The following is an 18,998-nucleotide window of genomic DNA, read 5'->3' as shown; positions in this document are numbered from 1 at the left end:
CCGGGGCCGCGCGGTCAGCCTGCGGCCCGGGCGGGGGGCCGCGCGGTCAGCCTGCGGCCCGGGCCGGGGGCCGCGCGGTCAGCCGGGTCGCCACCCAGGCACCCACCAGCGCCACGCAGGCCATCGGCAGGAACACCGCGACGAAGGCGCCGGGGTGCGAAGCCCCGCTCCCCTCTCCCAGGGTGTGCGCCCCGCCCACCGCACCGCCGCCCAGCGCGGTGAAGGCGGCCCCGCCGAGGGCCAGCAGCACCACGTTGGCGAGGGCGTCGGAGATCTGCAGGGCGGCCGAATTGGCCCCCGCCTCCTCCGGCGGCGACAGCTGGAGCAGCAGCACGCTGGTCGGACCGATCACCAGCCCCATGCCGAGGCAGCCCAGCCCCCACACCACGGCCAGCGTCCAGACGGGCACCGCCTCGATCAGCACGGCGGGCGCGGCGGCGATGGAGAGCGACACCATGAACATCCCGGCCACCATCAGCCGCTCGCGGTGGGGCACGACCGCCGCCTTGGACTGAACCCAGGACCCCAGCGCCCAGGTCCCCCCGCCGAGGGCCAGCGAGAACCCGGCCAGCGTGGGGCTCAGCCCGCGCTGGGTCACCAGCATCAGCGGCACGAAGCTCTCGGCACCGATGAACGCACCGGCCGCCACCCCGCGCAGCAGCACCACGGCGGGCAGCCCGCGCCGGGCCAGGTAGGTCCCGCGCGGCATCAGCCCCCGCACGGCGGGCACGAGCAGCGCGGCGCCCGCGAGCGCGGGCACGAGCGAGAGCCACCGCAGGTCCTGGGCGGCGTACTGGAGCAGCCCGGCACCCACCGAGATTCCGAAGGCGAGCCGGATCCGGCGCCGGTCGAAGGGCTCGGGGGCGGCGTCCTTGTCGACGGGGCCGCCCGCGCTCCGGCGGATCTCCGGCAGCGCGACCAGCAGCGGGACGATCACCATGCCCGGAATCCCCAGGAACACCCAGCGCCAGCCGAGGTGCTCGGTGACGGAGCCGGAGATCAGCGGTCCGACGATGGACGGCACGACCCAGCCGGCGGCGAAGGCGGCCATGATCGCGGGGCGCAGCCGCTCGTCGTAGGCCCGCCCGACGACGACGTACAGCGCGACGATCACCAGCCCGCCGCCGAACCCCTGCACCGCCCGGCCGAGCACGAACAGCCACATCGAGGCGGCCGTTCCGGACAGCACCAACCCGGCGGCGAACGCCCCGATCCCGCTGGTCAGCGCGCCGAGCGGACCACTGCGGTCGGACCATTGACCGGCCAGGACCATGCCGAAGAGGCTGGTGGTGAAGTAGGAGGAGAAGGCGAAGGCGTAGAGCCCGATCCCGTCGAGCTCGCGCGCGGCGACGGGCATGGCCGTCCCGACGGCGGTGGCCTCGAAGGCGATGATGAAGATGACGGAGATGATCCCGATGCTGAGCGTCCGGTGCGCCGCGCCCATGATCCCGCCACCCACGGCCTGCGCCCGGCCCGCGGCCGCATCGGCGGCGGCGGCTCGGTCGGGGGCTGCGTCGGGGGCTATGTCGGGTGCACGGGGTTCCAGGGCGCTCATCGCCCCAGCGTAAGGGTCGTTATGGGCATTAGTCCCTGTCAATGCGACGGATATTCGACTCCACCTCCGGCCCTGGGCCCCCGGGCCACCCCCGCCGGTTGTGAACGCAGCATGGCAGTCGCATTGCACCCGCCCGGCTCCCCTTCCCCCGCTCCACCCACCCTCGTACGGTCGTCTCATCACCACCCAGCCGTGTGCCCGAGTGGTTGAGGGACTCGCCTGCAAAGCGAGTTACGCCGGTTCGATTCCGGTCACGGCTTCTGCTGTGTGCGCAGCAAGAACGAAGGGCGGCACCCCACACGGGGCGCCGCCCTCCGTTCGTTCCCTGCGACCGTTCCCCGCTACTCAGGCCCCGCACTTGGACTGCTGCTTGGCGGCGTCCAGCAGCTTTGTGATGAGCTTGGTGAAGAGGGGGCGGCGCTCTTCGCGTTTCATCTGTTCCACGGAACCGCTGACCTTCACCTCGAGCCCGAATTGATCATCGCGCCCCTTGCAGGCGACGAAGGCCCTGGCACCCGTGTCGTAAACGATCGCCCGGTCACCAAGAGGCAGCGAATCCGGGGCCGGGTGGATCATTTCCGGATTCCAGAAGAAGCTGTCCCCCAGGGGCTGCCGTGTGGCTGTGGCGAGAAACCGGCCAGGCCCGTCCACATCGACGGTGCACGTGACGCCCTTACGCACTGGCGACAGTTGGGCATCTGACGGTCCTGACACGGTCACCTCCTCACCCTTTCCCAGCAACGGCGCCAGATCGGACCGCGTGAAGACGCCGAAGCAGGTCCGTTCGGGCAACTTCCGGGCCGCCGGCTTGGCCTCCTCGGAGCAGCCAGTCAGGGCGACTGCCGTGAACACCCCAGCAGCAAGCACGCGCGGCACCCGACCGAGAAACATCAGGACGTGCCGTTCGCGGTCTCGACCTGCTGACGGCCGACCGCATGAGCATTCGACGTCTCCGTCGAGGCCACACCGGCCAGGGCATCGACGGTTCGCTGGCTCATCCCGCTTCCCACGACGGCTCTGCGAACAGATTGCGACGCTGACAAGCTCGCGGCGCCCTGCGCGTCCGTGTAGTCGATTACCACCTTGTGGTCGGCCACGACCTGCCGCTTCGCCGCGTCTTCCTTGGCCCGCTCGACCACGCTCTCCGTCGCGTCCTCCTGGAGCCACTCCACGAGGTCTCCGGCCACCGGCAACATCTCCAGGTACTTGCCGCCCGCCGCGCTGATCCCCCGGTTGATCCACTTGGCGTTGTCCTCGACGCCCTTGACGTACTCGTCCGACTTGTGAGCGTTGGAGGCGAACGTGCCCTCCGCCCTCGCCTCGGACAGGATGCCCGCGATCTGGCCGCCCGGGTGCACGGCGCTCTTGATACCCGCGTCGATGTCCTCGTACTCGGCCCGATGAACGACGACGTCGTTGATCAGCGTGGTCGTGAACGCCCGCGATGCGTTGGTCATCGCGCCGTACGCGTCCGGGTCCTGACCCACCGCGCTGATGAAGGAAGCCATGTCGGCCTTGTGGAATTCGGCCATCACGCCGTTGGCCTTGATGAGGTTGCTGCCGTTCTCGGCCGAGGCCTGGATGTCCGGCATGTACTCGGCCGCCATCTGGCCGAAGTGGCCCGACAAGCCGCTCAGCGGACCTTCGTCGCCCGGCTTCGCGTCCACCAGCTCCGGCTTGTCGCCGATCTTCTCGACCACCCGTTCCATGATGTCGGCCATGCCCTTGGTGTGCGGGACCGGCTTCGCGTCCTCGTCGCCCACCACGCGGCCCGAGACGGCGGTCTCCAGGGCGTTGCCCAGGGCGTCCTGGGCCGGGTTCGGCTCGCCGATCCGGGTCGTGTCGAAGGAGTCCACGTACGGCTGCTTGTCGAGCATGTAGTCGACCATGCCCTGCGCCTTGCCGTGCTGCCCGCTGACCACCTTGTCGGCCGTGGTGACGATCCCGTCGCCGTTGCTGTCCTGGCGGACCGGCTCGTTGAAGAAGGCCGTCGCCGCGTCCGGGTTGTTGCCGAGCGCCTCCATCAGACCCGTCAGCGGGTAGAAGCCGCGGCCGCCCTCGGCTCCGTGGTTGAGGATGACGCCCGGATCCATCGGCGCGGCGTGTTCCCAGATCTTCGGGTTCTTGTCGTCCATCGCGACCATGTCGCGGCCGACCGAGGTCAGGAAGTCCTTGTCGTACGTGCCCTCGCGCAGCAGCGAGCCGAGCGCCTGGTAGCCGTAGACCTTCTGCGTCAGGCCGACGTCCATTTCCTTGCGTCCGGCCTTCATCAGCTGCGTCGTCCACGCGGCGTCGAGGTGGTTCGGTACGTCCTTGTGCGTGGCCAGGCCGAGCATCGCGCCCAGGTCGCTCTGGATGTTGCCGACCATGCCGGTGCGGTCCGCGCCCGCCGGTCCGAGCATGCTGGAGCTCAAGGACATCTCGGCGTACATCTCGAGCGTGGCGTCGGGTCCCACCTTGCGGAAGAAGCCCGTGGCGAACTCGGGGTCGTCGCGGTTGTCGTCGAGCAGGTCCTCCAGCTCGCGCAGCGCTTCGGGGTTGCGGGCCGTACCGCCCTCGCCGCTCACCTTCTTCATCAGGTCGGCGGCCCGGTCGACCTGTTCGGCGTCCAGGGTCGTGTACTTCGGCGCGGTGAAGTTGTGCTCGTCCGTGACGTTGGCCTGGAGCACGCGCGCCAGCGAGTCGTCGGCGTCCGCGCAGTCCTCGACCGCACGGTCGACCTGCGCCTGCCAGGCGTCCCGGTGCTCACGCACCAGCTGCTGGTAGTCGGGATCGTGCTGGGCGGCGTACCGCTCCTTGGCGTCCGCGATCGGTACGGGCGTCACGCGCCCCGTGGCGTCGACCTGGAACCCGGCCGCGGGGGCATCCACGTCCACGATCTTCTTGAGCTGGTCCCGGGCCGCCTTGAAGGTGGCGTGGCCGTCGGTCAGCACGAGGTGGACGCCCTTGGCCTCCTTGGCGGCGTCGTCGAACTCCTTCGCGGTCTTCGCCACGAAGGGTTTCGTCACGTCCGCGTTGGCGCCCTTCCAGTCGGCCTTGTCCGACTTGGCCCGCATGCCGGTACGGGCCGTCTCGGCCAGTTCCGCCAGTTTCGTGGCCATCGCGCCCCAGTCCTGGACGGCGGTCTGGAGCTGCTCCAGCGGGGCGTTCATCACGTTCTCGAACGTCAGCACGTGCCTGCAATGCCTTCCTACGGGCCTGGCGGTCGGCGGCCGGACGGGCCTGACGGCCTGACGGCCTACTTGAGGTACTCGTTGACCTTCGACGCCGAGAGCGTGGCCACGAGGTCGGCCTCCTCCTTGGCGTGGGAGGCCACGGTGTAGTCCAGGTGGTTGGAGATGTTCGCGCAGGCCGCCACGAGCACCTTCAGCTGGGAGCTCCACCGGTCGTGCACCTTGAGCAGGGCCGCGCCACTGGTGAAGTTCCGGTTGGTGAGGGCGATCGCCGCGTCGAAGGTGGCCACGCGGGCGTGGTCGCCCTCGCGGGAGAGCCGCTCGTGCAGGACGTACGCGTCGCTGCCGACCGCGCCGAGATCGTCATCGGCGATGCTCAGGTCCGCTCCGCCGGGTCCGCCGGGACCGGGTTCGGTGGGGACGTGGTTGAGGCGCACGGCTGCGCGCGCGGAGGACCATTCTTGTTCGAAGGACATCCGGTCCGGTGCTCCTACGGTCGGTTGGTGCGGCGTACGACGACTGCGGTGACGGCGCCGCCTATCAGCAGGGACGCGCCGAGCCCTATGGCGATCCACGTCACCGCGCCGAAGCCGCTGTTCCCTTCGGCGGCCTCGGGGACCCGGGTCGCCTTCTCGGGCGTCTTGCCGGTGGTGGGGGCCGAGGGGGTGGTGGCGGGCGTGCCGCCCTTCGCCTCGGCGGCGGCCAGGTCGGGCAACGGGTAGACGTTGGCCGGCCCGGGGTCGCCGGGAGTCGCGAGCGCGATCCGGGGCCGGACGACGCCGTAGCCGATGTAGTCGTTGCGCTCGACGCCGTCACGGGGCTTGCCGGAGGTGTTGAGCATGACCCGCAGGACCTGGTTGTTGGTCCAGTCGGGGTGGGCGGACCAGATGAGGGCGGCGGAGGCGGAGGTCAGGGCGGTGGCGTCACTGGTGCCGCTGGTCTTGCACAAGCCGGACTTGGCGGCGCAGCCCGAGACGATGTCGTCTCCGGGCGCGGAGATGTCGACCTGGGCTCCGTACTGGGACATCTTGCTGGCGTCGGCGTTCTTGTCGACTGAACCAACGCCGACCACCCCGGGGGTTCCAGCCGGGTACTCCACGGTGGTTACCCCGTCGTTTCCCACTGCCGCGAAGATCAATTTCCCCTTGCCCAGGGCATACTTCACAGCCTCTTGGAGCTCCACAGAGTCACTGACGCCGGACATGGAGATGTTCACGACCTTGGCGTCAGACTCCGCAGCGTATCGGATGCCTTTGATGAAGCCCTCGCTCTCAGTCTCACCGCCACCTCCCTCCGAGACTCGAATCGGAAGGATCTTGGCCCCGGGTGCAAGGCCGTAGGCTCCGTCCCCGCCGGGGCCCGTGCCCGTACCAGCGATCACAGCAGCCATCGTGGTGCCATGTCCGTTGTAGTCATTACGCTCATTACCCTTAGAGAGGCGGGCGTAGTTGACTCCGGGTACCACCTGTCCAGCCAGCTCAGGAATATCACCGACACCGCTGTCGATCACGGCAACGGTGATGCCCTTGCCTGTGCTGACCTTCCACATCTCATCAGCGTGCATCGAGTCGAGATGCCATTGCATGGACCGGATGGTCTCTGCGTGGGCCGGAGTCGCGGCGACTCCGGCCAACAGCAGGCCCATCAGGACCGACGTAGCTTTCCGCATGCGCATCTCGTGCAGTATCCCGTTCGCTCAGTCGATCACCGGCGGGACGACGCGACGGTCGCCCTGCCAAGTCTCTTCGTCCTCGGCCAGGTAATCCGGGCGCTCGCCCGACTGGTCGTCGCGCCTCTTGCCACCGGTACGCGCACCCGCGCCGCCGTGTCCCATGGCACCGCCGGCCGCGCCACCGCCCTGGTTGCGCACGAGGCCCGAGCCGCCCTGCGTGAACGGCTTGCCACCCGTGGTCGAACGGCCACCCGCACCCGGCTGACGTCCACCGACCACACCGCCCGGCTCGCTGGCCAGCCGACGTCCACCGGCCGAACCGCCCTGGCCGCCTGCGCCGCCCATACCTCCGGCACCGCCCATGCCACCGGCCATGCCGCGGCCGGTCGGACCGCCCTCGTTGCCGATGACCGTACCGCGCGGGATCGAGGACTTCGGACCGTTGGCTGATATCGGACGGCCACCCGTGATACCGGAGTCACGCGGCGGAAGCCCCGCCACACCGCCGACCTTGCCGCCGGGCGCCGAGGTGTTCGGGAACCCGCCACCACCGATCGGTGAACGACCGCCAGCTGCACCGCCGATGCCGCTGGGTCCGCTCATCCCGCTGATGGGCGGGAGCGTCAGGGGCGGGAAGGCGCCACTGGGACCGACACCGTTGGGGCCACCCGGTCCGACGCCGGTAGGCGCTCCCGGAAGCTGGGTAACCGGCTTGTCCGGCAGGGTTCCGACCGTGTTGAGGTCGATCCCCACATTGTGGTCCGGGACGCTCGGCACGTGTGTCTGCCCCGGATCGGACCCCGTCTTCGGCGGCAGGGTGTTGTCCTGCGACTGCTGATGACTGGGAACGTACCCGGGATCAGAAGAGGACTCCCTGGTGCCCCGTTCCGGCGCCACATAAGCGTCTCCGGTGGACCCGGTACGCGATGTACCACTTCCCGGGCGCTGAATCTCGGTAGAGGTACCGGAACGATCACTCATCGGCACAAACGTCGCCGGCGGCGGCGGAAACGTAGGCGGTACCGCCGCGTTCATCTGCGTCGTCGACGCCTCGTACGACTGCGCCAGCTTCGTCATCTGCTGGACCGCCTCGTGGTGGTCCCCGTTGAGCTTCGTGAAGGCGGTCTGGCCCATCTCCCGGGAGTCCGGGTCGTTGTGGAACTCCTTCGCCGCCTTGTAGTTGTCCGCCGCCGTCGTGTCGTACTTCGGCATGTTCGCCTTGACTTCGACGATCGTCTGCGCCGCGTGGATCATCCACTCGCCGCCGACCTTGCTGTAATCCCCCAGCCGCAGCGTCGCGTTGCCCGCGACGTTGACCCACTCCTGGAAGTCCTGGGCGGCCTTGCCCTCCCAGCCCTCCACGCGGTAGTTCTTCAGATCGTTGCCGATCTTCGTGATCGTCTCCTGCGCCTGCTTCAGCAGCTCACCGCGCGCCTTCACCGTCTCCGCGTTCACCGGCGCGAGCATCGCCAGCAGTTCCTGGTGCGTGTGGCCCTCGAAGTTGGTCGCCATTACATTCCACCCCCGGAAGTGCTGCCGTTGCCCTGGTGCGGCGGCTGGCCGGCTGCCGCCGCCGCGGCCTTCTCGGCCTCCGCCTTGTGCGTGTCAAGTTTCGGGTCGTACCAGCCCTGCGCCTCGGCGTTGAGCTTGCGCATCCGCTGCTTGATCTCCTCGTCGACGTTCTCGTAGCCGAGGCGCGAGGCCTCCACCGCGATGCCGAGTGCCTCGATCTGGACGCCGAGCGCCTTCGAGAGGGTCTCCAGCTCGCTGCGGACCTTGTTGTACGCCGTGTAGAGGCCCTCCGCCTCGGGGAAACCGTGGCCCAGGTCGGTCTTGCCCAGCGTGCCGTCCGCGATCTTGCCGTGGTCGGCCTGCGAGCCCTTGAGCTGCGTGAGGAGCGCGTCCACCCGCTGCTTGTACTTGACCATCGACTCGTGTTCGACGAACAGGGCAGGCGCCTGGGCGGCGATCATCACCTGGTTCGCCACGACCATCGCCGGTCCCACGAATGGGATCGCCGCGATCACATTCTTGTCCACGTCCTCTGCCACGATGGCCTCCCCGACTCCCCGTTGTCCCCGTGATTCCCCGTCAGCGCGGCGTTACCACCGCGCCCCGCCCCCGATTCCATGCGGTTCCAAGCACACCAAGCCGCACGTACGCAGACGTACAGATCACTCTAGCGACCCGTACCGACAAGGCCCAAGTTCAGGGTTGCAGGTGCAATGCGGGTCACACGGTCACGAGTTGGGCACCGCGACCGCGGCCGATGGCCGGATCGGGAGCCTGTTGACCGGGCGGCCCGTCGCCGCGCGCACCGCCGAGGCCACCGCCGCCGGGGCCGTCACCACGGGGACGGCGCTCGCCGCCTTCGCGCCGAAGGGCGCCACCACGTCCCGCTCCTCCACCAGTTTCACGATCCGCACCGACGGCGCGTCCAGCGCCGTCGGCAGGGCGTAGCCCGTCAGGTCGGGGTGGCGGATGAGGCCCGCGGCCGAGCGGAGGTTCTCCGTCAGGGCCGCGCCCACGCCCTGGGTGACTCCGGCCTCGATACGGGCCCGCAGCTGGCGGGGGTTGAGGACGCGGCCGACGTCCTGGGCCACTGCCAGCTCGACCACGCGCACCGACCCCAGCTCGATGTCCACGTCGACCACCGCGCGAATCGCGCAGAACGCGAGGCCCACGAACGCGTCGCCCTGCCCGTCCGCGTCCAGCGGTTCGGTCGGGTGGGGGCGGCACTGGGCCGTCGCCCAGAGCTCCTTGCCCGCCATGGCCTCCGGGACGGTGGTGGAGAACGCGCCGTCGTACGACGTGATCCGGCCATCCGTGATCTGGAGCAGCTCCGTGGACATGCCCAGTTTGTGGGCCATCGGCTGGAGCAGCTGCGTACGGACCATCTTGGCCGCCCGCTCCACCGCCCCGCCCGACACCCACGTGTGGCGGCCGTGCGCCGACGCTCCGGCGGGCGGCTGGTCCGTGTCCACGGGAGCCACCATCACCTCGTCCACGCCCAGCACTTCCTGCACGATCTGGCGCGCGAGCGTGGCGAAACCCTGCCCCGTGTCGACGGCCGCGCAGATCACCGTCGCGACGCCGTTCTGCACCTTGACCGTGGCCGTGGACACCTCGTCGGTGCCCTCCGCACCGAGCATGTGGACCATGCCGACGCCGTACCCGACCCCGCGCCGCACCGCGCCCGGCTCGCCCGCGCCCTCCGGGCCGCCGGGCAGCAGCCACTCCTCTTCCGGGGTGTCCATGGGGAGCGGCGGCAGCTCGAAGTCGCGTACCGCGCGCAGCAGTTCGGCGACCGGCGCCGGGCACGTGACGGTCTGGCCGGTGGGCAGCAGGTCGCCGGTGGCCAGGACGTTGCGCATGCGCAGCTCGGCGCCGTCGATGCCGAGGGCGGCGGCCAGCTTGTCCATCTGGCCCTCGTACGCCGCGCACACCTGCATCGCGCCCTCGCCGCGGACGTGGCCCGACGGCGGGTTGTTGGTGCGGACCGCCCAGCCTTCGACGAAGGCGTGCGGGACGACGTACGGGCCGCACGCGAAGGCGACGGCCGCCGCCAGCGACTCCGACGAGGAGTCGGCGTAGGCCCCCGCGTCCATCAGGATCTGGGCCTCGACCTTGACCAGCCGGCCCTCCGCGTCCGCGTGGTGGCGGTAGCGCAGCAGGGTCGGGTGGCGGTGGGCGTGCCCCAGGAAGGACTCCTCGCGGGTGGCGGCCAGTTTGACCGGGCAGCCGGTGCGCAGCGCCAGCAGCCCGAGCGGGAGCTGGAAGGCGGGGTCCTCGCGGTCGGCGGTCGCGCCGGGGACGCCGGTGACGACGACCTTGACCCGGTCGGGTTCGAGGCCGAAGCAGGCGGCCGCGAGGTCGCGGTCGGTGTGCGGGTCGGTGGAGGCGGTGTAGATCTCGACGCCGCCGTCGGGGCGCGGCACGGCGAGCCCGGCCTCGGCGCCGATGGGGGCGGGGTCCTGGCGGCCGATCCGGTACAGGCCCTCGACGACGACCTCGCCGACGGCCTCCGGGTCGCCGTAGCGCAGCGGGATGTGCCGGATCAGGTTGCCGTCGGGGTGCAGCGGCGGGGCGCCGAAGGAGTGTTCGGGGTCGGTGACGGCGTCCAGCAGCTCGTACTCGACCGCGATCGCGGCGGCGGCCAGCCGGGCGGTGTCCGGGTGGTCGGCGGCGACGGCGGCGATGGGCTCGCCGTGGTGGCGGACCAGGTCGTGGGCGAAGACGGGGCGGTCGGCGAGGCGCCGGCCGTGGGTGGTGGCGCCGGGGACGTCGGCGTGGGTGATCACGGCCCGGACGCCGGGCATGTCGGCGGCGGCCGAGGTGTCGATGGAGCGGATCCGGGCGTGGGCGTGCGGGGAGCGCAGGACGGCGGCCCAGAGCAGGCCCTCGGCCCACAGGTCGGCCGCGTAGGGGAAGGTGCCCTCGGACTTGGCGCGGGCGTCGGCGGCGGGGACGGACGCGCCGATTCCGCGCAGCGCCTCGGGTTCGGCGGCCTCGGCCATCGCCGTGACCGAGAACGATCCGGTGGCGGGTCCCGTTCCCGAACCGGCGCCTCCCGAGCCCGCGGCCCCCGAACCGGCGGCTCCCATTCCCGCGGCTCCCACGCCCGTCGCCGTCGCCGCGTCGTGCCCGCTCACGCCATGCCTCCGTGCTGGTGGTCCGGGTGGATGCCGCCCTCGCCGGGCGCGGCCTGGTGCGGGATGCGCGCTTCCGCGCCGCCCTGCGCGCCGCCCGCCGCGCCCGCTGCCGCCGCGTCGGCGGCCGCCTCGCGCTCGGCGACGACCTCGCCGACGGCGTCGATGACGCCCCGGTAGCCGGAGCACCGGCAGAGGTTGCCGCACAGGGCCTGGCGGGTCTCCAGCTCGCTGGGGGCGTGGTTGCCCTCCAGCAGGTCGTGGATGGTCATGGCCATGCCCGGTACGCAGAAGCCGCACTGGACCGCTCCCGACCGGCACAGCGCCTGCTGCACGTCGGAGAGCTCGCCGTCGGTGGCCAGGCCCTCGACCGTACGGACCTCACTGCTCGCGGCGGTCGCGGCGGGCACCAGGCAGGAGGCGACCAGCCGGCCGTCGACCTGCACGGCGCAGGCGCCGCATTCGCCCTGCGAGCAGCCGTCCTTGGCGCCGGCGAGGCCGAGCCGCTCGCGCAGCACGTAGAGCAGCGACTCGCCGATCCAGGCGCCGGTGACGGGCCGGTCGGCTCCGTTGACGCGCAGCACGTAGGAGGCGAGGGGGTGCTCCTCGTGGGCGGGGGCGGCGAGCGCGCCGTCCGCGGGGCCTTGCGCCCCTTCGTCGTACGTCGCCCGGTCGTCCGGGACGTCCGCCGGATCCCCGCTCCCGGGGCCGCCGTCGGTTTCCCGGGGTCCGTCCTCGGCCCCGCCCGGCGCACCGCCCGCTTCGGCGAAGCCCGCGCCCGGGTCGTGCCCCTGCTCCGGGGCCCCACCGTGCCCGATCCCGTGCCCGGGCCCGAGCCCGTGCTCCGGGCCCGCGTCGGCCACCGGGTCCGGCCCCGCGCCCCCGGCCGGCTCCGGGGTCGCCTCGGCCACCGGCTCCGGGCCCGCGTCGGCCACCGGCTCCGGGGTCGCCTCGGCGGCCGGATGCGGGCGCTCCGCGGTGACCGGGGCGGCGGCCGCACCGTGCGCGGCGTCGATGTCGGGGGCCGGGCGCACCGGCTCCTGCGCGTGCTCCGCGTGGTCCAGGTGTTCCAGGTGCCGCAGGTGCTCCGGGAGCGGCGTGCCCACCCCGGGGCCGCCCAGCACGCGGGGCCCGCGCGGCGCCGGCGCGGCCGTGCCCACGCCGGGGCCGCCCAGCACCCGTCGACCCGCGCCGGAACCGGCGGCGCCGCCGGGCTCGGGGAGCGTCCCCCCGCTCATGGTCTGCACGGGGTCGAGCGCGCCGAAGGCGTCGAAGCCGCCGAGGGTGTCCCGCGGACCGGCGTCCGGACCGGGGGCCGACTGCGCGGGGGCCTCCGGCTCGGCGGGCTGCCCGGCGCCGGGCAGCCCCGCGCCGGGCTCCGCGAACGCCTGCGCGTACGGATCGGCGGCGGGAGCTGCGAAGGGATCCGCGTACGGGTCGGCGGCGGTGGCCGCGGTGAGGTCGAGGCCGGGGTGGGTGGCCCAGGGGGCCGCCGCGCCGCCCGGCAGGGTGGCCGGGGCCTGGCTCCAGTCGGCGTCCAGGCCGCCGCGGCGGAACTCGCCGGACTCCTCGGGCAGTTCCCCGTCCACGACGGGGATCGCCCACTGCCCGGTCTGCGCGCCCTGCCCGCCGCCGTCGAACCCGGCGCCGTCGAACCCGCCGTCGGGACCGGTGCCGATGCCGTCGCCGAACGACGCGTCGGCGCCCTGCCCGGCCTCCGGGAAGGGCCATTCCGCGGTCGTCGCGGATTCGTGCCCGTGCTCCTGGCCGTGCGCGTGCCCGTACTCGTGCTCGTGCCCGTACCCCGCGCTCGCACCCGCGTCGGCGCCGGAACCGGGATCCTGCCCCTGCTCCGCGTCCCCGTGCAGCGCGGCCATCGCCGATGCGGGCATCGGGATCACCGCGGGGATCGGCCCCAGCACCGGCGCGGCCTGCGCCGCGGGGGCGGAACCGGGCGCCTCCGGCCACTGCACCGGGATCGACCACGTCCCGGTCGCCGCCGGGTCCGTACCGGCCGAGCCCAGCGGGACGATCATCGGCGGGGGCACGAAGCCGTGCCCGGGGGCCGCCAGCGGCTCCCCGGTCCCGGCCGCGCCCAGCATGTCGGGCGGCAGCTTCACGAACGCCGTGGCGTCCGAGTCGTACTCGCCGCCGTGCGGGACCGGCTCCCAGCCCCATGTGGTGCCCGCGCCGCCATTGCCCGTACCGTCGCTCACGCCGTCGCCCGCGTTCCCGTTCTCACTCATGAGGTCAGCGCCCTCCCCAGGGCCCTCCGTGCCAGTACCGCCACCGTGCGCCGCAAGTGCAGCACCGCCGGGGCCACCGCTTCGCCCTGGTCCGGTACGCAGGCGGCCGCGACGTACTCGCCGAAGGCCTCCAGCGCGTCCGGGGCCAGCGTGCGCTCCCCGTCCCAGTCGATCAGCGAGGCCACCCACTGCTCGGCCTCCAGGGGGCGCAGCGGCATCGGCGCGACCGCGCCCACCGCGATGCGCACGCCCCGGCGCGCGGGGTCCAGTACGAGCCCCACGGACGCCACCCCGCGCCCCGGGCCCGTGCGTCCCGTGGCCTTCAGGAACACCTGCGGAGCGTGCAGCAGGGGCACCCGGACGAATCCGATCAGCTCACCGGGCCGCAGCATCTCGCGCCCGGCCAGCAGGTGCGAGACGGGGATCTCCCGGCGCGAGCCGCCGGGGCCCACGATGACGAGGATCGCCTCCAGCGCCGCCAGCACCGGGAGGGCGTCGCCGGTCGGGGCGGCCGTGGCGATGTTGCCGCCGAGCGTGCCCGCGTTGCGGATCTGCGGCGGCCCGGCCGCGCGGGCGGCGGCCGCCAGGGCGGGGATCAGCGCCGCGAAGTCGGGCCTGCCCATCCGCGCGTGGGTGAGTCCGGCGCCGAGGAGGGCGTGGCCGTCCTGGTACTGCCAGCCGCGGATCTCGTTGATCCGGCCCAGGCCGACCAGCGCGGCCGGGCGCAGCAGCCCGGCGTTGACGGCCGCCATGAGGTCGGTGCCGCCTGCCACGGGCACGGCGGCGGGCATGGCGGCCAGCGCCGCCACGGCCTCGTCGAGCGAGGCCGGCAGCGTCACGGACTGCGTCGGCTGCGGCCCCTGAGGTGAATCCGGTGCGTGCAGTGCGTGCGGTGCGTGCGTGGTCAACCCAGCTGCCCCTTCCCGATGTCCCGGCGCTCACGCCTGTTCCGCCGTACGGTACGTGCTCACGGCCGGGACGTGGCAACTCTGGCACATCTTCGGGGGTGCCCGGCGCGAGGGTCCGCCGGGCGCCCCCGCCGCGGGCGCGGCCCGGGCCCGCCGTCGGCCGCCCCCGCTCCCGCGCGTTCCGTTTCGCCGACCGGATGGCCCGGATAGGGCGGTTATCCACCTATCGCCCGTATTAGAGGAAGAGTTCCCCGAATCTCCCCCGCGGGGTCACCGGCCGCGGCCGCCTCCGCTTTCCCCCGTTCACACGCGCGGCGGGGTGCCCTCCTTCGGGCGTCCGAGCACCCCGGGGCGCCGCTGCCGGGGCAACGGACCGCCGGGGGGCCGGTAGTCGACGCCGAGCGCGTCGAGACGCGCGTAGTGCCCGTCCATCCGGGCCGCGAAGGCGGCGTAGTCCCGCGCATCCGGTTCCGGCAGCCGCGACCACACCACCTCGGCGAAGGCGGCCAGCCGCGGGAACACCTGGTAGTCCACCCGGTTCTGGTCCTCCATCACCTCGGTCCACACGTTGGCCTGCGCGCCCAGGACGTGTGCGGCGGCCCGCTCCGACAGCTCCGGCGGCACCGGCTCGAAGCGGTACACGTCCTCCAGGGTGCGCACGTACCCGATCGGCATCGGCTCGTCCGGACCCGGCGCCTGACGGTGGTCCAGGTACACCTGCTGCTCGGGGCACATCACCACGTCGTGCCCGGCTTCGGCGGCGGCGATCCCGCCCGCGTACCCGCGCCAGGAGGAGACCGCGGCCCCCTCGGCCAGGCCGCCCTCCAGGATCTCGTCCCATCCGATGAGCCGGCGCCCGCGCTCCGCGAGCCAGCCGTCGAAGTGCCGGATGAACCACGCCTGGAGGCCGTCCTCGTCCTTGACCCCCAGCTCCCGGATGCGCTCCTGGGCGGCCGGGGAGGCCCGCCACTGCGTCTTGGGGCACTCGTCCCCGCCGACGTGCACGAAGGGCGAGACCTCCGCGGGGAAGAGCTCCAGCACCTCCTCGAAGACGCCCTCGTAGAAGCGCAGCACGGCCTCGGTGGGCGCGAGCACGTTCTCGTTGACGCCCCAGTCGTCCCACACCCCGAGCGCCGCCGTGTCGACGACGTCGGTGTTGCCGAGCTCCGGGTAGGCGGCGAGGGCGGCCTGCGCGTGTCCGGGTACGTCGATCTCGGGCACCACGCGCACCTGGCGCTCGGCCGCGTAGGCGACGATCTCGCGGATGTCGTCCTGGGTGTAGTGGCCGCCGTGCGGGGTCTCGTTCCACAGCGGCGAGTCCCGGTGGCCGCGGCGCGAGCGCGGGCGCCAGGCGCCGACCTCGGTGAGCCGGGGGTGGCGCTTGATCTCGATCCGCCAGCCCTGGTCGTCGGTCAGGTGCAGGTGCAGCACGTTGAGTTTGTGGGCGGCCAGCAGGTCGATGTAGCGCAGCACGCCGTCCTTGGGCAGGAAGTGGCGGGCGACGTCGAGCAGCAGTCCGCGCCAGCCGAAGCGGGGCGCGTCGCGGACCGTCCCGTACGGCAGGCTCCAGACGGCCCCCGGCAGCGGCGCCCGCCGGAAGGCGTGCGGCCCGAGCAGCTGACGCAGCGTCTGCGCGCCCCAGAACACCCCGGCGGCCCCGCCGCCGCGGATCAGGGCGCCGTCGGCGGTGACGGTCAGCTCGTACCCCTCGGGGCCCAGCTCGCCCCCGAGGTCCTCGTCGAGGAGCAGGCGTACGTCGGCCCGCTCGCCGGGGCCGGCGGGCGGCAGGCTCCACCCCGCGGCAGCGCCCAGCACCCCGCGCAGCCAGCGCGCGGTGGCCTGCGTACCGGGTCCGGCGGCCAGGTCGGGCTCGGGCCCGAACGCGTACCGGACGGCGCCCGCCGCGAAGGCGGCCTCCCGGGGCGCGGGGATCAGAGCGGTGCCGGGGTAGCGGTCCGGGTCCGGTGCCAGGTCCATGCGTCAGCCCTCCACGACGGCCGCCGCGCGGGGCACGACGGCACGGTGCGTTGCACCCTGCGCAACACCCGTTCCGCAGAGCGCTCGTTGCGGCCGACCCTACCCGCGCCCACCCCGCGCGAAAGGTCCCCGGGCGCACGAAAAAGACCCCCGGGCGCGCATCAGCGCACCCGGGGGCCTCTCCACACGCCGCACCTGGGGCGAGGGGCCGGGGTCAGGACGTGACTACTTGTCCTTGCCCTTGTCCTTGTCCCCGCCGGAGCCCATGGATTCGTAGATCTCCTTGCACATGGGGCAGACCGGGTACTTCTTCGGGTCGCGGCCCGGTACCCAGACCTTGCCGCAGAGCGCGACGACGGGGGTCCCGTCGAGGGCGCTCGCCATGATCTTGTCCTTCTGGACGTAGTGGGCGAAGCGCTCGTGGTCGCCGTCACCGTGGGAAACCTGTGGCGTCGGCTCGACGAGGGTTCCCGTGCCAGACCCGCGCTCGGGCTCAAGAGTGCTCATACAAGCCAGAGTACCGACCCGGGGCGGGGTCAGTTCAGCGACGGGTCGTCCGGATAGGTGGCGACCATCGCGAGGTCGCTGCGCTGGCGGCGCAGGACGGCCCGCCACAGGTGCTCGGGCACCGGGTAGGCCACGTCCCCCGGTTCCGATTCGACGACGTACCAGGCCCCCTCGCCCAGCTCGCTCTCCAGCTGGCCCGGGCCCCAGCCGGAGTAGCCCGCGAAGATCCGCAGCGAGCCCAGGGCGCTGGCCAGCAGCTCCGGCGGGGCCTCCAGGTCGACCAGGCCGATCGCGCCGTGCACCCGGCGCCAGCCCAGCGGGCCCTCCTCGCCGGGGATGACCGCCACGCCGAGGGCGGAGTCCAGGGCGACCGGGCCGCCCTGGAAGACCACCCCGGGGGCGCCGGCCAGCGCGGCCCAGGGCAGCAGGACGTCTCCCACGCCCACCGGGGTGGGCCGGTTGAGGACCACGCCGAGCGAGCCCTGCTCGTCGTGATCGAGCAGCAGCACCACGGCGCGGTCGAAATTCGGGTCCGCGAGGGCGGGGGTGGCCACGAGCAACCGCCCTGTGAGGGAGGACACCTCGGTCATGCCGCCATGGTCTCGCACATTCGCCCTCCGGGGGGAGCGGGCGGCGCGAAGTGATCGTGCGCAGCTCAGGGCGCACGGCGGCAGCCGGGAGCGCGCGGGCCGGAAGGGAGCGGAAGGCGACACTCCGCTATCTGGCGTACACACAGGGTGCTGTGGCGAATTCATGACAGTCATACGGCCACGTCGCCCTTACATACCAGGGGGTCCGGCCGCTTACCCTTTTCCCTGGCCCCCTGCCCACCCCTCTCCGGAACGCGAGATTCATGACCGGCACAGTCAGTGACGATGTACTGCTTGTCCACGGCGGTACCCCGCTCGAGGGCGAGATCCGGGTCCGCGGCGCGAAGAACCTCGTGCCGAAGGCCATGGTCGCCGCTCTGCTCGGCAGCGCCCCCAGCCGGCTCCGCAACGTTCCGGACATCCGTGACGTGCGGGTCGTGCGCGGCCTCCTCCAGCTGCACGGCGTCACCGTCCGCCCCGGCGAGGAGCCGGGCGAGCTGGTGCTCGACCCCACGTACGTCGAGAGCGCCAACGTGGCGGACATCGACGCGCACGCGGGTTCGTCGCGCATCCCGATCCTCTTCTGCGGCCCCCTGCTGCACCGCCTCGGCCACGCCTTCATCCCGGGCCTGGGCGGCTGCGACATCGGCGGCCGGCCGATCGACTTCCACTTCGACGTGCTCCGCCAGTTCGGCGCGACCATCGAGAAGCGCGAAGGCGGTCAGTACCTGGAGGCCCCGCAGCGGCTCCGCGGCTGCAAGATCCGCCTGCCCTACCCGTCGGTCGGCTCGACCGAACAGGTGCTGCTGACGGCCGTCCTGGCCGAGGGCGTCACCGAGCTGAGCAACGCGGCCGTCGAACCGGAGATCGAAGACCTCATCTGCGTCCTGCAGAAGATGGGCGCGATCATCTCCGTCGACACCGACCGGACGATCCGCATCACCGGTGTGGACGAGCTGGGCGGCTACAACCACAAGGCGCTCCCGGACCGCCTGGAGGCCGCCTCGTGGGCTTCCGCGGCTCTGGCGACCGGCGGCAACATCTACGTCCGCGGAGCGCAGCAGCGCTCGATGATGACGTTCCTGAACACCTTCCGCCGGGTCGGCGGCGCCTTCGAGATCGACGACGAGGGCATCCGTTTCTGGCACCCGGGCGGCCCGCTCAAGGCGATCCACCTGGAGACGGACGTCCACCCCGGTTTCCAGACCGACTGGCAGCAGCCGCTGGTGGTGGCGCTGACGCAGGCCACCGGGCTCTCCATCGTCCACGAGACGGTCTACGAGTCCCGCCTGGGCTTCACCTCCGCGCTCAACCAGATGGGCGCGCACATCCAGCTGTACCGGGAGTGCCTGGGCGGCTCGGCGTGCCGTTTCGGCCAGCGCAACTTCCTGCACTCGGCGGTCGTCTCCGGCCCCACCAAGCTGCAGGGCGCCGACCTGGTCATCCCGGACCTCCGGGGCGGGTTCTCGTACCTGATCGCGGCGCTGGCGGCCGAGGGCACTTCGCGAGTGCACGGCATCGACCTGATCAACCGCGGCTACGAGAACTTCATGGAGAAGCTCGTGGAGCTGGGCGCGAAGGTCGAACTGCCGAACGGCGACCTCGTCTAGACGACGGACAAGGTCCCGCCGGCCGGCGGACACGCGGAAGGGCTCGATGCTGCGCGTGGGCGGCCGCCCGCCCCGGCTGCTGGGCCTGGTCGTCGAAGTGGTCAGCCGCCG

General features: G+C 72.5%; 14 protein-coding genes and 1 tRNA gene. 2 read left to right on the top strand and 13 right to left on the bottom strand.

Annotated features, from left to right (window positions below):
* Window positions 1-46: 46 nt before the first annotated feature.
* Entirely contained in the window at window positions 47-1,555 is a 1,509-nt protein-coding gene (locus tag ABT084_RS35850) for an MFS transporter (RefSeq protein ID WP_351053413.1), read from the bottom strand.
* Window positions 1,556-1,743: 188 nt separating this feature from the next.
* Between ABT084_RS35850 and ABT084_RS35845 the strand changes: the two genes are divergently transcribed.
* A tRNA-Cys gene (locus ABT084_RS35845) sits at window positions 1,744-1,815 on the top strand.
* Window positions 1,816-1,900: 85 nt separating this feature from the next.
* Here the strand turns inward: ABT084_RS35845 and ABT084_RS35840 are convergent.
* The 12 genes from ABT084_RS35840 to ABT084_RS35785 form a co-directional block, all read right to left on the bottom strand.
* Entirely contained in the window at window positions 1,901-2,407 is a 507-nt protein-coding gene (locus tag ABT084_RS35840) for a hypothetical protein (RefSeq protein WP_351053412.1), read from the bottom strand.
* A 38-nt stretch (window positions 2,408-2,445) separates the two neighbouring features.
* The gene (locus ABT084_RS35835) at window positions 2,446-4,728 is read right to left on the bottom strand and encodes a hypothetical protein (RefSeq protein WP_351053410.1); all 2,283 of its coding nucleotides are present in this window, start codon (window positions 4,726-4,728) and stop codon (window positions 2,446-2,448) included.
* A 65-nt stretch (window positions 4,729-4,793) separates the two neighbouring features.
* Window positions 4,794-5,204, bottom strand: coding sequence for a hypothetical protein (locus ABT084_RS35830; RefSeq protein ID WP_351053408.1), 411 nt, complete (start codon window positions 5,202-5,204; stop codon window positions 4,794-4,796).
* 14 nt (window positions 5,205-5,218) lie between these two features.
* Window positions 5,219-6,292 carry a type VII secretion-associated serine protease mycosin gene (gene mycP / locus ABT084_RS35825; protein ID WP_351053419.1) on the bottom strand — a complete coding sequence of 358 codons (1,074 nt, stop codon included), beginning with the start codon at window positions 6,290-6,292 and terminating at the stop codon, window positions 5,219-5,221.
* 132 nt (window positions 6,293-6,424) lie between these two features.
* On the bottom strand, window positions 6,425-7,912 hold the full coding sequence (locus ABT084_RS35820; RefSeq protein WP_351053407.1) for a hypothetical protein: 1,488 nt from the start codon (window positions 7,910-7,912) through the stop codon (window positions 6,425-6,427).
* Window positions 7,912-8,451 carry a DUF2563 family protein gene (locus ABT084_RS35815; RefSeq protein WP_351053405.1) on the bottom strand — a complete coding sequence of 180 codons (540 nt, stop codon included), beginning with the start codon at window positions 8,449-8,451 and terminating at the stop codon, window positions 7,912-7,914. The genes ABT084_RS35820 and ABT084_RS35815 overlap by 1 nt, the downstream gene beginning before the upstream one ends.
* A 189-nt stretch (window positions 8,452-8,640) precedes the next feature.
* Window positions 8,641-10,917: a xanthine dehydrogenase family protein molybdopterin-binding subunit gene (locus tag ABT084_RS35810; protein WP_351053417.1), complete on the bottom strand. Its 2,277-nt coding sequence runs from the start codon at window positions 10,915-10,917 to the stop codon at window positions 8,641-8,643.
* 131 nt (window positions 10,918-11,048) lie between these two features.
* Window positions 11,049-13,295: a 2Fe-2S iron-sulfur cluster-binding protein gene (locus ABT084_RS35805; RefSeq protein ID WP_351053403.1), complete on the bottom strand. Its 2,247-nt coding sequence runs from the start codon at window positions 13,293-13,295 to the stop codon at window positions 11,049-11,051.
* Complete coding sequence (locus tag ABT084_RS35800) at window positions 13,292-14,203, bottom strand: FAD binding domain-containing protein (protein ID WP_502969278.1); 912 nt, start codon at window positions 14,201-14,203, stop codon at window positions 13,292-13,294. The genes ABT084_RS35805 and ABT084_RS35800 overlap by 4 nt, the downstream gene beginning before the upstream one ends.
* A gap of 303 nt (window positions 14,204-14,506) precedes the next feature.
* A complete protein-coding gene (locus tag ABT084_RS35795) occupies window positions 14,507-16,180 on the bottom strand; it encodes a beta-N-acetylhexosaminidase (RefSeq protein WP_351053401.1) in 1,674 nt (557 codons plus the stop codon).
* A 225-nt stretch (window positions 16,181-16,405) separates the two neighbouring features.
* The gene (locus ABT084_RS35790; protein ID WP_351053399.1) at window positions 16,406-16,687 is read right to left on the bottom strand and encodes a DUF3039 domain-containing protein; all 282 of its coding nucleotides are present in this window, start codon (window positions 16,685-16,687) and stop codon (window positions 16,406-16,408) included.
* Between the two features lie 29 nt (window positions 16,688-16,716).
* Entirely contained in the window at window positions 16,717-17,277 is a 561-nt protein-coding gene (locus ABT084_RS35785) for a YqgE/AlgH family protein (RefSeq protein WP_351053397.1), read from the bottom strand.
* A 263-nt stretch (window positions 17,278-17,540) separates the two neighbouring features.
* Between ABT084_RS35785 and murA the strand changes: the two genes are divergently transcribed.
* Window positions 17,541-18,887 (top strand): UDP-N-acetylglucosamine 1-carboxyvinyltransferase, encoded by a 1,347-nt coding sequence (gene murA, locus ABT084_RS35780; RefSeq protein WP_351053395.1) that lies wholly within the window; start codon window positions 17,541-17,543, stop codon window positions 18,885-18,887.
* The last annotated feature ends 111 nt before the right edge of the window (window positions 18,888-18,998 follow it).

It is taken from the genome of Streptomyces sp. NPDC002138 (genome assembly GCF_040296485.1).
Taxonomy (GTDB): domain Bacteria; phylum Actinomycetota; class Actinomycetes; order Streptomycetales; family Streptomycetaceae; genus Streptomyces.
The sequence above is the reverse complement of the archived record's forward strand: the minus strand, read 5'-3'. Positions and strand labels throughout refer to the sequence as shown.

What these genes read in the sequence shown, in the direction of transcription:
- ABT084_RS35850 (WP_351053413.1), bottom strand. Translation starts at nt 1,555, where the DNA reads ATGAGCGCCCTGGAACCCCGTGCACCCGACATAGCCCCCGACGCAGCC.
- ABT084_RS35830 (WP_351053408.1), bottom strand. Translation starts at nt 5,204, where the DNA reads ATGTCCTTCGAACAAGAATGGTCCTCCGCGCGCGCAGCCGTGCGCCTC.
- mycP (WP_351053419.1), bottom strand. Translation starts at nt 6,292, where the DNA reads ATGCACGCTGATGAGATGTGGAAGGTCAGCACAGGCAAGGGCATCACC.
- ABT084_RS35820 (WP_351053407.1), bottom strand. Translation starts at nt 7,912, where the DNA reads ATGGCGACCAACTTCGAGGGCCACACGCACCAGGAACTGCTGGCGATG.
- ABT084_RS35810 (WP_351053417.1), bottom strand. Translation starts at nt 10,917, where the DNA reads ATGGCCGAGGCCGCCGAACCCGAGGCGCTGCGCGGAATCGGCGCGTCC.
- ABT084_RS35805 (WP_351053403.1), bottom strand. Translation starts at nt 13,295, where the DNA reads ATGAGTGAGAACGGGAACGCGGGCGACGGCGTGAGCGACGGTACGGGC.
- ABT084_RS35795 (WP_351053401.1), bottom strand. Translation starts at nt 16,180, where the DNA reads ATGGACCTGGCACCGGACCCGGACCGCTACCCCGGCACCGCTCTGATC.
- ABT084_RS35790 (WP_351053399.1), bottom strand. Translation starts at nt 16,687, where the DNA reads ATGAGCACTCTTGAGCCCGAGCGCGGGTCTGGCACGGGAACCCTCGTC.
- ABT084_RS35785 (WP_351053397.1), bottom strand. Translation starts at nt 17,277, where the DNA reads ATGACCGAGGTGTCCTCCCTCACAGGGCGGTTGCTCGTGGCCACCCCC.
- murA (WP_351053395.1), top strand. Translation starts at nt 17,541, where the DNA reads ATGACCGGCACAGTCAGTGACGATGTACTGCTTGTCCACGGCGGTACC.